A 13038-nucleotide genomic window follows, 5' to 3' on the forward strand; every position below is an offset into this window, starting at 1 on the left:
CATGGCAACCGACATCCTCGTCCCGACCCTCGGCGAATCCGTGAGCGAGGCCACGATCGGCCGCTGGTTCAAGAAGCCCGGCGACACGGTCGCGGCCGACGAGCCGATCGTCGAGCTCGAGACCGACAAGGTCACCCTGGAGGTGAACGCCCCGGCGGCCGGCGAGCTCGGCGAGATCCTGGTCAAGGACGGCGAGACCGTGGAGCCCGGTGCCCTGCTCGGCTCGATCGTCGAGGCCGGAGCCGGCGGCGGCACGGCCAAGAAGGCCGCCCCGAAGGAGAGCGCCGAGACCAAGGCCGAGAGCCGGAGCGAGGCCCCGAAGGCCGCCGCGCCCGCGAAGGCCGAGGCCCCGGCCCAGGAATCGTCCGCCGGCTACGGCAACCACGGCGATGCCGCCGCCCCCGCGGCCCAGCAGCGCCGGGTCGGCGACAACGGCCCGGCGGTGGCCAAGCTCGCCCGGGAATCGGGTGTCGACCCGTCGTCGGTGAGCGGGTCCGGCAAGGACGGACGCGTCACGAAGGGCGACATGCTCGGCGCGATCGCCAAGGGACCGGCCCCGGCGGCGCCCGCCAAGGAGGCCCGTCCGACCCTGCCGCGCGCCCCCTCGGCGCCGGACGACGCCGCGCGCGAGGAGCGCGTGCGCATGACGAAGCTGCGCCAGACCATCGCGCGCCGCCTGAAGGACGCGCAGGACACCGCGGCGATGCTGACGACGTTCAACGACGTCGACATGTCGGCCGTGATGGCGATGCGCAGCCAGTACAAGGATATCTTCGAGAAGAAGCACGGCACGAAGCTCGGCTTCATGGGCTTCTTCACCAAGGCGGTGATCGGCGCCCTCAAGGACGTGCCGGCGGTCAACGCCGAGATCGACGGGCAGGACCTCGTCTACAAGAACTACTACCACATCGGCATCGCGGTCGGCACCGATAAGGGTCTCGTCGTGCCGGTGGTGCGCGACGCCGACGACCTGTCGATCGCCGGCATCGAGAAGAAGATCGCCGGCTTCGGCAAGAAGGCCCGCGACGGCAAGCTCTCCATCGAGGAGATGCAGGGCGGCACCTTCACGATCACCAACGGCGGCATCTACGGCTCGCTGATGTCGACGCCGATCCTCAACGCGCCGCAGTCGGGCATCCTCGGCATGCACCGCATCGAGGAGCGCCCGGTGGTCCGCGCCGGCAAAATCGAGGCGCGGCCGATGATGTACCTCGCCCTGTCGTACGACCATCGCATCGTCGACGGTAAGGAGGCCGTGACCTTCCTGGTGCGGGTCAAGGAGGCTCTGGAGGATCCGGCGCGCCTCGTGCTGGACCTCTGAGGCAGCCATGTCGAGCGCTGAGAACAGGGTCGCGATCGTCACGGGCGGCAGCCGCGGCATCGGCCGCGCGGTGGCGCTCCTCCTGGCGGAGCGCGGCTACGCCGTCTGCCTGAGCTACGTGTCGGACGCCGCCGCCGCGCAGGGCGTGGTGGACGCGATCGCGGCCAAGGGCGGACGGGCGCTCGCCGTGAAGGGCGACGTCGGCAACGAGGCCGACGTCATCGCCCTGTTCAAGGCGGCCGACGGCCTCGGCCGCCTCGCGGCGCTCGTCAACAATGCCGGCGTGGTCGACGTGAAGTCCGATGTCGCCGACATGAGCGTCGCCCGCCTGCAGCGCATGATGACCACCAACGTGGTCGGCAGCTTCCTGTGCGCGCGGGAGGCGGTGCGGCGCATGTCGATCAAGCGCGGCGGGGCAGGGGGCGCGATCGTCAACCTGTCCTCGGTGGCGGCGCGCCTCGGCGGCCCCGGCCAGTTCGTGGACTACGCGGCCTCCAAGGGCGCCATCGACTCGCTGACGATCGGGCTTTCCCGCGAGGTCGCCGCCGACGGCATCCGCGTCAACGCGGTGGCGCCCGGCATCATCGCCACCGAGATCCACGCCAGCGGCGGCGAGCCGGACCGGGTCGAGCGTCTCGGCCCCGGCGTCCCGATGAAGCGGGCCGGCACCGCCGAGGAGGTGGCCGCACCGATCGTGTGGCTCCTCTCGGACGAGGCCTCCTACACCACGGGCGCCATCCTCGACATCGGCGGCGGCCGCTGAGGCCAAGCCCCACCTGACATTCCCTGCCCGTCTCGCACGCGGCACGACCGAGCGGAAGCGAAGCCTCATGTCCTACGATCTCGTCGTCATCGGCACCGGCCCCGGCGGCTACGTCTGCGCGATCCGCGCGGCGCAGCTCGGCCTGCGGACCGCGGTGGTCGAGAAGCGCGCGACGCACGGCGGCACCTGCCTCAATGTCGGCTGCATCCCGTCCAAGGCCCTGCTGCACGCGTCGGAGGCCTTCGAGGAGGCCAACACGCACTTCGCCGATCTCGGCATCGACGTCGGCACGCCGAAGCTCGACCTGAAGAAGATGATGGCCTTCAAGGCTGAGGGCGTCGCCGGCAACACCAAGGGCGTCGAGTTCCTGCTCAAGAAGAACAAGGTCGACACCTTCCACGGCACCGGCCGGATCGCCGGCGCCGGCCGCGTCGAGGTCATCGCCGAGGATGGCGGCAACCAGATGCTCGAGACGAAGAGCATCGTCATCGCGACCGGCTCGGACGTGGCGCGCCTGCCCGGCGTCACCATCGACGAGAAGGTCGTGGTCTCCTCCACCGGCGCCCTGGAACTCGACCGGGTGCCGAAGAAGCTCCTCGTCATCGGCGCCGGCGTGATCGGGCTGGAGCTGGGTTCCGTCTGGCGCCGGCTCGGCTCCGAGGTGACCGTGGTCGAGTATCTCGACCGGGTGCTGCCGGGCATGGACGGCGAGGTCGGCAAGCAGTTCCAGCGGATCCTGACGAAGCAGGGAATCGCCTTCAAGCTGTCCACCAAGGTGACGGGCGTCGAGGTCGGCAAGAAGGGCGGCGCGACGGTCACGGTCGAGCCGGCCGCGGGCGGCGCGGCGGAGACGCTGCAGGCCGACGTGGTCCTCGTCTGCATCGGCCGGACGCCCTACACGGAGGGCCTCGGCCTCGACACGGTCGGCGTCCAGCGGGACGACAAGGGCCGGATCCTCACCGATTCCCACTACGCGACCAACGTCACCGGCATCTACGCCATCGGCGACGTGATCGCCGGCCCGATGCTCGCCCACAAGGCCGAGGACGAGGGCGTGGCGATCGCCGAGATGCTGGCCGGCCAGTCCGGCCACGTGAATTACGGCGTGATCCCGAACGTGGTCTACACGTTCCCGGAGGTCGCCTCGGTCGGCAAGACCGAGGAGGAGTTGAAGAAGGACGGCGTGGCCTACAACGCCGGCAAGTTCCCCTTCACAGCCAATGGCCGGGCCAAGGCGAACGGCACCACCGACGGGTTCGTGAAGGTGCTGGCCGACGCCCAGACCGACCGGGTACTCGGCGTGCACATCGTGGGCGCGGATGCCGGCAACCTGATCGCCGAGGTGGCGGTCGCGATGGAGTTCGGCGCCTCGTCCGAGGACATCGCCCGCACTTGCCACGCGCACCCGACGCTGACCGAGGCCGTCAAGGAAGCCGCGCTGGCGGTCAACAAGCGCGCCATCCACGTCTGACGGGCCAAGGCCCACGGCTGCGCGGATTGCTACCTCGGTGGGCTCGACCGCCTGCGCGGAGGCCCCCTCTCCCGTGCGGGAAAGGGGGCCTTCGCGTTCCGTCACACACCGCGCGCCTCGAACCTGACTGGCCCGCAGAGCGACGGCCCGGCGCGGGGTCAGGCGATCTTGCGCCTGGAATTCGGCAGGTCGGCGATCCGCAGCAGTGCGCTCGGCGCGGGCGGGGCCGTCAGGGCGTTCAGCAGATACGGCCGACGCAGGCCCAGCGCGTTGTGCAGGGCGAGGTCGATGTCGCGGGCGTAGAACGGCATCCGCAGCACGGCGTCGACGCCGAAGTAGCGGCCGGCTTGGGCGACGGGCTCCAGTTCGGACGTGGTCAGCAGGGTGATCCGGGTCGGGAGGCCGAGGGGCTGGATCTGACAGGCCAGTTCGAGCCCGTCGATGCCGCCGAGCTTCACGTCGATGAAGGCGAAGTCGTAGGCGGCGAGCTTCAGCTGCTTGAGGGCGTGGCGGCCGTCATCCGTCTCGTCGAGCTCGATCGCGAACCCGCTGCGCGCCACGACGCGGCTGATGGCCGACCGCCCGGCCGGAGTCGAGCAGGCGAGCAGGGCCCGGGTCGGTGCGCGACGGCGGGCATCCGCGTGGAGCAGCGGCTCGATATGGCTCGGGTCGAGGGGCGTCTTCAGGACTTCGTAGGCGCCGAGGCTCGTGGCGATCTCCTGCCAGTGCGGCAGCACGCGGGTCGCCACCAGCACCAGGCAGGGGGGCTCCGCACCCGCCCGGCGCGCGACGGCGACGGCTTCGGGGCCGCTGAGATCGTCGAGCTGCATTCCCACGAAGGCCAGGGTGGGACGGTGGCGGAGGAGGATGTCGCAGAGCGCCTGACCCGAGGTCGCCTCATCGATCACCGCGCTGGGATCGAATCGCAGGACGATCTCTCTCAGGGAGGCGCGGCGGCCCGGATCGCAATCCGCGATTACGACACGTGCCGGCGCCCTCCCATCCTGAAGATCCATGACGCCCGCCCAACCCCATCCCGTTCGTTGCCCATATTGGCTGAAGATCGTGACGAAGCTCTTAAAGAGCGGGATTCTGCACTGGGCGAACCGGAAGACGCGCCTATAGACGATGATGAAGGCTCTCGAAGTCGAAGTTTTTAGCAATCTTGCTCAATGGCCAGCCCGCGGATGGGCCGCCGCGTAGGCACTCATGAGGCGGGCGGCGTCGACCTGCGTGTAGAGCTGCGTCGTGGAGAGCGAAGCATGGCCCAGGAGTTCCTGGATCGCCCGGAGTTCGCCCTGGCGCGCCAGCAGATGGGTTGCGAAGGAATGCCGCAGGGCGTGCGGTGTGGCGCTCTCGGGCAGGCCCAGGGCGCCGCGGGCGCGCGCGACCGTGTACTGGATGATGCGCGGCGAGAGCGGGCCACCCCGGGCACCGAGAAACAGCGGTCCCTCCGGCAGCAGCGGCAGGGGACAGGCGGCGACGTAGTCCGCCACGGCCTGCGCCACGACGGGCAGGATCGGCACCATGCGCTGCTTGCCGCCCTTGCCGAGCACGGTGACCTGATCGACCCCGGGCAGGGGTGCGTCACGGCGGGTCAGGCCCAGGGCCTCGGAGATGCGCAGCCCAGCGCCGTAGAGCAGCGCCAGAACGGCGGCGTCCCGGGCGAGGACCCAGGGCTCCCGCTCCTCGCCGGCGCGGATCGCGGTATCGGTCAGCGCCACCGCGGCGGAGACGGGCAGGGGACGGGGAAGCCGTCGCGGGACCTTGGGCGAGCGCACACCGCCCAGGGCCGAGACGGTGCCGAAGCCCTCCCGCTCGAGGAAGCGCGCGAAGGAGCGCAGACCCGCCAGCATGCGCATCAGCGAGCGCCCGGAGACCTCATCGGCCCGGCGCGCGGCCATGAAGCCGCGGATGTCCCGCACCTTGAGCCCGATCAGCATCGGGATCGTCGGCGTCCCCTGACGGGACGCGAGGTGATGGAGGAACTGCCGGAGGTCGCGCCCGTACGCCTCGACGGTGTTGGACGACATCCGCCGCTCCCGCGCCAGCGCCTCGATCCAGGCGAGGACGGCGTCGCGGAGGCGGGCGTCCCCCGGAAACAGCAGCCGGTCGTCCTGGGTCTCACGGGTGCTCGCATGCGTGCTCATGGCGACACTCGACCGGATCCTCCTTGCCGAGAGCTTAATGCCGGTCGCGGTCCGTCCTCGGGGCCGGGCTCGTCCCGCGCGGCGCGCCGTGCCAAGCTGACGCGATGATCCTCCTCGCCTACGCGGCCGCCGCCCTCGCCGAGATCGCCGGCTGCTTCGCGTTCTGGGCCTGGCTGCGGCTCGGGCGGTCGGCCTGGTGGGCGCTGCCGGGCCTCGCCTCGCTGGCGGCCTTTGCGGCCCTCCTGACCCTCGTGGACAGCCCCGCGGCGGGGCGCGCCTTCGCGGCCTACGGCGGCGTCTACGTCGCGGCCTCGGTCCTGTGGCTGTGGCTCGCGGAGGGTCAGCGGCCCGACCGGTGGGACCTCGCGGGCAGCGCGGTCTGCCTCGCCGGAACGGCGCTGATCCTCCTCGGTCGCCGGGGGTGAGTTCGACCCGGCACCGTGCCGGGCCGGCCACGGCCGACCGCTTCCGCGTTCGGAACCTTGGTGAAACCAAGCGTTCACGATACGTACGGCAGCCTCGGGCCGTTCACCGAGCCGTGGAGCCCCATGACCAGCGCCGTCCGCATTCTCGGGATCGACCCCGGACTCCGCCGCACCGGCTGGGGCCTGATCACCGCGCAGGGCACGAAGCTCACCTACGGCGATTGCGGGGTCGTGACCTCGGACGGGGAGCTTCCGCTGGCCCTGCGCCTGCGGGAACTGTTCGAGGGGATCGGCCGCGTCGTCGAGGCCGTGCGGCCCGACGAGGTCGCCGTGGAGGAGACCTTCGTCAACAAGGACGCCCAGGCGACGCTCAAGCTGGGCCATGCGCGGGCGATGGCGCTGCTCGTGCCGGCCCTCGCCGGACTGCCGGTGTTCGAGTACGCCCCCAACCTCATCAAGAAGACCGTCGCGGGCTCCGGCCACGCCGAGAAGGTGCAGATCCAGGCGATGGTCCGCTTCCTCCTGCCGAAGGCCGAGTTCCGCGTCGCGGACGCCGCCGACGCGCTGGCCATCGCGATCACCCATGCCAGTCACCGGGACGCCCACGCGCTGCGGCAGGCGCATCTGCCGGGAGGCAAGCGCCGCTCGCTCACCGGTCAGGCCGCCGCGGGGCAGGGGCTCGCAGGGAAGGGCTTCTCGGCCGCCGCGGCCGCGCGCATCGAGGCCGCGCTGGCGAAACAAGGCTGACGGGATCGGGAAGAACTTGGTGGGGGAAGTAGGACTCGAACCTACGAAGCTTACGCAGCGGATTTACAGTCCGCCCCCTTTGCCGCTCGGGACATTCCCCCAAGGCGGGCATCGCCCGCGGCGCCCTTATGGTGAGGGGTGGGCCGGGTGTCAACGCTTATGGTGGACCGATCCGCCTCGCCGGACGCGGCAATCGTGGAGAGCGGGGCGGTTTCGCTCGGCGTCGCCGCGATCCGGGCGGCCGCGCTTGCCGAGTCGACCCTCTTCCGGCCTCGCGGTGCCCGCGGCTCCGCCATTGGGACGAAAACGCGAACGTTCCGCGACTCCGGGGATTCACAAAGGAATCCGGATCGGCCACGGTGTGGCGATGTCGCCCTGCTTCGCCGGCCCTTGACCCGTCCCGCCCCGTCCCTGCGGTCGCACCAGCGCACGCTGATGGCCCTGGTCGCGGCCATGGCGAGCGGGGAGGCGGCCCATGTCCGGAAGATCCTGGCGGCGGTCACGCCGGGCGGGGGCAAGTCGCTGCTGCCGGTCATCGCCGCGCACCGGCTGATCGAGGCGGGGCTCGTCGAGCGCGTGGTCTGGGTGGTGCCGCGGGATTCCCTGCGGCTGCAGGCCGAGGAAGCCTTCGCCGACCCGCTGTGGCGCGCGGCCTTCGGGCACGCCCTCAGCGTCCGGGCCGCCGACAACGAGCGCGACCCGGCGCGCGGTCTGGCCGGCTACGTCACGACCTATCAGGCCGTCGCCGCCGCCCCGGCGCTCCACCTCGCGGAGGCGCGGGCGCACCGCACCCTGCTGGTGGTCGACGAGGTTCATCACCTGCCGGTCCCCGGTCGCCCGGGCGCCGACGAAGCCTCCGCGGAGGATGCCGAGGCGGGGGCGTGGTCCCGCGCGATGCTGCCCGTCATGGAGGCGGCGACCGTGCGCCTGTACCTGTCCGGGACGCTGGAGCGGGCGGACGGGCGGCGGATCCTCGGGCTGCCCTACCAGCCCGCCGCACCCGGCCGCGGGCCGGAACTCGATCTCGACGCCCCCGGCCTCGCGGTCATCGGCTACTCGCGGGCGCAGGCGCTGGCCGAGCGGGCGGTGCTGCCGGTGACGTTCGGCGCCCTCGACGGCGAGGCGAGCTGGCTGGAGGGCGGCCGGATCGCCGGCGACAGCCCGCGCGTCGGGCCGCACCGGCTCGGCGCGGGCGCGGTCCGGATCACCACCCGGCCGGCGCTGTTCACCGCCCTGCGGACCGGCTTCGCCCGCGATCTTCTGAGCGAGGCGTTCTTCGCCACGAAGCGCCTGCGCGCCCGGCGCCGGGCGGAGCGCGATCTCCCGCCCGGCGAACCGGCCCGGGGGCTCGGCAAGCTCCTCGTGGTGGCGCCCGATCAGGCGAGCGCGCGGGCCTATCTCGCGACCCTGCGCGACTGGATGCCGGCCGGGCAGGGCGCGCGCGATGTCCGTCTCGCGACCTCCGGTCAAGGCGACGCCCACGCGGCCCTGGCGGCGTTCCGGCTCACGCCGGAGCCGGCCGTGCTGGTGACGGTGGCGATGGCCTACGAGGGTCTCGACGCCCCGGAGGTCGCGGTGGTCGCGGCCCTGACGCATATCCGTTCGCGGCCCTGGCTCGAGCAGATGCTCGCCCGGGCCACCCGGGTCGACCCCCATGCCGGCCCCTACGACGGGCAGCAGGCGCTGATCTTCCACCCGGACGACCCGCTCTTCGCCCGGTTCCGCCTGGAGCTCGAGACTGAGCAGGGCAGCAGCGTCCGGCCGCCCCGCGAGCGGCCGGCGAGCGCCGTCGTGCCGGAGCGGACCCGCTGGCGCGACGATGAGCCGGGCGGGATCACGCCCCTGGAGAGCAACGCGATCGGGATGCGCTACGCCCTGCTGCGCCCGCGCCTCCCCGAACCGGTTCCCGCGGCGCCCGCGCCCGAACCGCCCTCCGTCACCGAGCGGACCCTGCGCCAGCGGCTCGCTGCCGCGGTCGCGTCCCAGGCTGTGGAGGACGAGACCTCGCTGCGCGTGCCCCGCGGCGGCAACCTCGCCCACCGCTACAACGCCGTTCTCAAGCGGGTGCTCGGCAAGGGCCGCGCGACCATGACCCTCCCGGAGCTGGAGGCGGCCCTGTCCTGGCTCGAGCGCAACCGCCTCTCCGACCATCTCGACCGCCTCGACGGCGATGCCCGCTACGCGTGGTCGGCCCGGCAGCGCCGCGGGCGCTGGCAGCCGGAGCGCGCCGCCGGCCGCTGAAACGCCCGGGAAGGAGACAGCCGTGACCGAGAGCCTCCCCGCCGCCTTCGCCGCGACACTCGCCGCGTCCGAGCCGCCGAGCGTCTGGGACGCCCCGCTCGCCGCGCTCTGGTGGCTCAAGCGGGACGCGTCCGGCCCGGCCTCCGCCGCCTGGGAGCGGGCGCACCGCCTCGTCCAGGACGCCGGCGGGTCCGACGCGGCCTGGGTCCACGCCCATCTCCACCGGGTCGAGGGCGACGACGGCAACGCGCGCTACTGGTACGCCCGCGCGGGCCGCCCGGTCCCGGACGGCACTCTCGCGGAGGAGCGGGCCGCGCTCGTCCTCGCCCTCTGGCCGAGGTCGTGATCGCTCCGGGCCGCGCCGCGCCGACCGTCCCGAGCCTGCCGAATCGCGGAACGCCAAGGCTCACAGCCAGTTGAATGGCCGCCCGACGCGGAGATCGGGCCTCGATTATCGGAGCGGATCCATGAGCCTCCTCGGCAGCATCGTCAGCAAGATCCTCCATCCGTTCGGTGGCGGCACCGCGGACGCCGCGCCCGCGCCCAACGCCGGCTCCGGCGGCCAGGCCAGCACGAGCACGCCCTCCACGTCGGTCCCCGGCACGGCCGGCGGCAGCGGGCCGGTGGACGTCGCGGCGGTGCTCACCGGCCTCGCCGAGAAGAACCCGCAGACGCTCGACTGGCGCCACTCGATCGTCGACCTGATGAAGCTGCTGGGACTCGATTCCGGCCTCGCCGCGCGCAAGCAACTCGCCGACGAGCTCCACTACACCGGCGACAAGGACGATTCGGCCAGCATGAACATCTGGCTGCACAAGCAGGTCATGCAGAAGCTCGCCGAGAACGGCGGCAAGGTTCCGGACGATCTGAAGCACTAGGTCATCGATTCCGGGATCGACGAGGCTCGCCGCGGACGGTCTCGACCGGCGCCGCGGCGAGATCGCTTCTTGACCACGTTGTGCGCCGCCGGTGCGCCCCGGCGGCGACACTTGCGGAGGGGGCCTTGCGGCGCCTCCGTGTTTATCGATCACATGACCCGCGTCACGCAGCGCCGAATCAGGCGGCGCCGAGGAGCGAACGGTCATGGAGACCCCGACCGGGGACCACAGCGGCGCCTTCGAGGCATCCCCTCTCGCCGCGATCGCCGCGGCGGTCGCCCGCGGTGACGTCGCGCGCATCGCCGCGCTGGCGCCCGGCCTGGATCTCTCCGTCCGCGGCGGCCGGAACCTCACCCTGCTCGAATGGGCGATCTGGAACGCGCGGCCGCGCGCGCTGTCGGCCCTGCTCGACGCGGGGGCGGATCCGTCTGTGCCGGGGCTCGATCAGGAGACCGCGCTGCACATGGCGGCGATGGTCGAGGATCCGACCTACCTGGAGATCCTGCTGCGCCACGGCGCGCCGGTCGACCCGGTGAGCCCGCGCGGTCAGTGGACGCCGCTGTTCCGCGCCGTACAGAACCGGCGCGAGGCGCAGATCGCGCTGCTGCTGCGGGCCGGCGCGGACCCGAACCGGGTCGACGCCACCGGCAACTCGCTGCTGCACGTGGCGGCACAGGTCGGCGCGGCCAATCCCTGGGTGCTGAGGCTGCTCGAGGCCGGGATCGACCCGACCCTGCGCAACGCGCAGCGAAAGACCTTCCAGCCGTACTTCTTCACCACCCCTGAGCGCCTGCTCAACGATTCCGGGCGCGAGACCCGCGCGGCGGTCCGCGCGTGGCTCGCCCGCAGCGGCATCCCGGCGGATCCGGAACGCTGACGGCCCCCTCCGACGCCGATCCGCGTCAGCGCCCGGTGCGGACCCGGGTCCAGAGGCGGGTGACGAAGCGCTGGGTGCGGTCGTCCCAGGCGGTGTTGATGGACAGGCGCTGCATCGTCGCCTCGTCCGGGTAGATGCCGGGATTGCTCAGGATCTCGGGCTTCACGAACCTCTTCGCCGCGAGGTTGCCGCTGGCGTAGGAGACGAAGTTGGTGTTGGCCGCCGCCACCTCGGGCCGCATCATGTAGTCGATGAAGGCCAGCGCCTCGGCCGGGTGGGCGGCATCCTTCGGGATCGCGAAGGTGTCGAACCACATGAGCGCGCCTTCCTTCGGCACGACGTAGGCGATGTCGATCCCGTTCTTGGCCTCCTCGGCGCGGCGCTTGGCCTGCATGATGTCGCCCGAATAGCCGACGGCCAGGCAGATATCGCCGTTGGCCAGCGCCTGGATGTATTCCGACGAGTGGAACTTCCGCACGGCGCCGCGCACCTTGTAGAGGGCGTCGGTCACCAGGGTCATGTCGTCCCAGCGCTTGGAATCCGCCTTCGCGCCGAAGGCCGGGAGCATGCTGGGGATCAGGTCCTCGGGGCTGTCGAGCATCATGATCCCGCACTCCTTCAGCTTGTTGGCCGAGGCGGGATTGAGGACGACGGACCACGAATTCACGGCCGCGCCGGCGCCCAGGCGCTCGCGCACGGCGGCGACGTTGTAGCCGATGCCGGTCGTGCCCCACATGTAGTCGACGGCGTAGGTGTTGCCGGGATCGTAGGCCGCCAGCCGGCTGGTCACCTCGGGCCAGAGATTGCCGAGGTTCTTCAGCTTGGACTTGTCGAGGGGCAGGAACGCGCCGGCCCGGATCAGCCGCTGCAGGTACGGTCCCGACGGCACGACGATGTCGTAGCCCGACCGGCCGGCGAGCAGCTTGGTCTCCAAGATCTCGTTGTTGTCGTAGGTGTCGTAGACGACCTTGATCCCGGTCTCGCGGGTGAAGGCCTCAAGCACCTGCGGGTCGATATAGTCCGACCAGTTGTAGATGTTGACGACCCGCTCCTCGGCGGCCGGTGCCGGCCGCACGAGGGGCAGGACCGCCAGGAGCCCTCCCGCGAGGACGGCCGCGGCCGCCGCCAGGACGGTCCGGCGCGGGCCGATCACCGGCTCCTCGCGGCCACGATCACGATCTCGACCAGGTACTCCGGCGCGGCGAGCTTGGCCTCGACGGTGGCGCGGGCCGGCGCGTTCTCCGGAGACACCCAGGCGTCCCAGGCGGCGTTCATCTCCGCGAACGTCGCGATGTCGGCGAGGTAGATGGTGGCCGAGAGGATCCGCGCCTTGTCGCTGCCGGCCGCGGCGAGCAGCCGGTCGATCTCCGACAGGATCTGCTGGGTCTGGATCGTGACCCCGGTGCCGACCGTGTCGGACGCGACCTGCCCGGCGAGGTAGACCATGTCGCCGAAGGTGACGGCCTGCGACATCCGCTTGCCCGGCTCGATCCGCTGAATGTCCATACCCGTCTCCACATCCTCGAGAACCGGCGTATCTGCCGCCGCACCGGCCCGGCCGTAAAGGGCCGCGCGCGCACGCGCCGCGGGAACCCGAGGAAAATCGTCATCGGCGGCCGGGGTGCGGGCAACCGTCGCGGGCCTCGAAGCGTTCTGCCGCCATCGACAATCACGCCTTGGGGTCAGTCATGGGCATTCTCTGGACCATCATCATCGGGTTTCTCGCCGGCGTCATCGCCAAGTTCATCATGCCGGGCCCGAACGAGCCCGCCGGCTTCATCCTGACCACGATCCTCGGCATCGTCGGCGCCTTCGTGGCGACCTTCCTGGGACAGGCCATCGGCTGGTACGGGCCCAACCAGGGCGCGGGCTTCATCGGCGCCATCGTGGGCGCCGTGGTGGTGCTGTTCATCTACGGCATGATCGCCGGCCGCCGCACCACCACCTACTGACCCGTCCGGCAGGTCCGGACACGACGAGGGGCGCCCCGCGGGGCGCCCCTTTTTTTGACCGACGCATTCCGGTGGCGGGTCTCAACACAGCGCTCTCCATCATCGCGAGCGCAGCGACGTGACCCAGGGCAGCGCGACGACGTCGAACGTCGCACTGCCTGGATTGCTTCGCTGCGCTCGCAAAGACGGAGGCGCCGAAGCCCTCCGAGGGCT

Annotated in this window: 14 protein-coding genes and 1 tRNA gene; 10 read left to right on the top strand and 5 right to left on the bottom strand. The window is 71.7% G+C overall.

The window, feature by feature from the left end:
* Position 1: 1 nt before the first annotated feature.
* The 3 genes from odhB (at position 2) to lpdA (ending at position 3555) form a co-directional block, all read left to right on the top strand.
* Entirely contained in the window at positions 2-1321 is a 1320-nt protein-coding gene (gene odhB / locus ACLBYG_RS23600) for a 2-oxoglutarate dehydrogenase complex dihydrolipoyllysine-residue succinyltransferase (RefSeq protein ID WP_447683087.1), read from the top strand.
* Between the two features lie 7 nt (positions 1322-1328).
* Positions 1329-2084 carry an SDR family oxidoreductase gene (locus tag ACLBYG_RS23605; RefSeq protein WP_020093730.1) on the top strand — a complete coding sequence of 252 codons (756 nt, stop codon included), beginning with the start codon at positions 1329-1331 and terminating at the stop codon, positions 2082-2084.
* A 67-nt stretch (positions 2085-2151) separates the two neighbouring features.
* A complete protein-coding gene (lpdA, locus tag ACLBYG_RS23610; RefSeq protein WP_447683088.1) occupies positions 2152-3555 on the top strand; it encodes a dihydrolipoyl dehydrogenase in 1404 nt (467 codons plus the stop codon).
* Positions 3556-3713: 158 nt separating this feature from the next.
* Here the strand turns inward: lpdA and ACLBYG_RS23615 are convergent, their stop codons facing one another.
* Positions 3714-4463 carry a response regulator gene (locus ACLBYG_RS23615; protein WP_020093732.1) on the bottom strand — a complete coding sequence of 250 codons (750 nt, stop codon included), beginning with the start codon at positions 4461-4463 and terminating at the stop codon, positions 3714-3716.
* Between the two features lie 261 nt (positions 4464-4724).
* A complete protein-coding gene (locus ACLBYG_RS23620) occupies positions 4725-5705 on the bottom strand; it encodes a tyrosine recombinase XerC (RefSeq protein WP_447683089.1) in 981 nt (326 codons plus the stop codon).
* A gap of 104 nt (positions 5706-5809) precedes the next feature.
* On the opposite strand from ACLBYG_RS23620, the gene ACLBYG_RS23625 reads away from it, so the two are divergent.
* Together ACLBYG_RS23625 and ruvC are read left to right on the top strand one after the other, a co-directional pair.
* Positions 5810-6130 (top strand): YnfA family protein, encoded by a 321-nt coding sequence (locus tag ACLBYG_RS23625; protein ID WP_447683090.1) that lies wholly within the window; start codon positions 5810-5812, stop codon positions 6128-6130.
* A 123-nt stretch (positions 6131-6253) separates the two neighbouring features.
* Entirely contained in the window at positions 6254-6877 is a 624-nt protein-coding gene (gene ruvC / locus ACLBYG_RS23630; RefSeq protein WP_100252719.1) for a crossover junction endodeoxyribonuclease RuvC, read from the top strand.
* A gap of 17 nt (positions 6878-6894) precedes the next feature.
* Here the strand turns inward: ruvC and ACLBYG_RS23635 are convergent.
* A tRNA-Tyr gene (locus ACLBYG_RS23635) sits at positions 6895-6978 on the bottom strand.
* A gap of 289 nt (positions 6979-7267) precedes the next feature.
* Between ACLBYG_RS23635 and ACLBYG_RS23640 the strand changes: the two genes are divergently transcribed.
* The 4 genes from ACLBYG_RS23640 to ACLBYG_RS23655 all read left to right on the top strand — a co-directional run bounded on the left by ACLBYG_RS23640 (position 7268) and on the right by ACLBYG_RS23655 (position 10873).
* The gene (locus ACLBYG_RS23640) at positions 7268-9118 is read left to right on the top strand and encodes a DEAD/DEAH box helicase (RefSeq protein ID WP_447683091.1); all 1851 of its coding nucleotides are present in this window, start codon (positions 7268-7270) and stop codon (positions 9116-9118) included.
* A gap of 22 nt (positions 9119-9140) precedes the next feature.
* Positions 9141-9464, top strand: a complete 324-nt coding sequence (locus ACLBYG_RS23645; RefSeq protein ID WP_447683092.1) for a hypothetical protein — start codon at positions 9141-9143, stop codon at positions 9462-9464.
* A 121-nt stretch (positions 9465-9585) separates the two neighbouring features.
* Complete coding sequence (locus tag ACLBYG_RS23650; protein ID WP_447683093.1) at positions 9586-9996, top strand: DUF3597 domain-containing protein; 411 nt, start codon at positions 9586-9588, stop codon at positions 9994-9996.
* 205 nt (positions 9997-10201) lie between these two features.
* On the top strand, positions 10202-10873 hold the full coding sequence (locus ACLBYG_RS23655; protein ID WP_447683094.1) for an ankyrin repeat domain-containing protein: 672 nt from the start codon (positions 10202-10204) through the stop codon (positions 10871-10873).
* Between the two features lie 25 nt (positions 10874-10898).
* Here ACLBYG_RS23655 and ACLBYG_RS23660 read toward each other — a convergent pair whose 3' ends face one another.
* Together ACLBYG_RS23660 and ACLBYG_RS23665 are read right to left on the bottom strand one after the other, a co-directional pair.
* On the bottom strand, positions 10899-12026 hold the full coding sequence (locus tag ACLBYG_RS23660; protein ID WP_447683095.1) for a polyamine ABC transporter substrate-binding protein: 1128 nt from the start codon (positions 12024-12026) through the stop codon (positions 10899-10901).
* Complete coding sequence (locus ACLBYG_RS23665) at positions 12023-12379, bottom strand: RidA family protein (RefSeq protein ID WP_020093741.1); 357 nt, start codon at positions 12377-12379, stop codon at positions 12023-12025. The genes ACLBYG_RS23660 and ACLBYG_RS23665 overlap by 4 nt, the downstream gene beginning before the upstream one ends.
* A 182-nt stretch (positions 12380-12561) precedes the next feature.
* Between ACLBYG_RS23665 and ACLBYG_RS23670 the strand changes: the two genes are divergently transcribed.
* Positions 12562-12825, top strand: a complete 264-nt coding sequence (locus tag ACLBYG_RS23670) for a GlsB/YeaQ/YmgE family stress response membrane protein (RefSeq protein ID WP_010685302.1) — start codon at positions 12562-12564, stop codon at positions 12823-12825.
* Positions 12826-13038 lie beyond the last annotated feature (213 nt).

The sequence above is a fragment of the Methylobacterium sp. D53M genome (genome assembly GCF_053345625.1).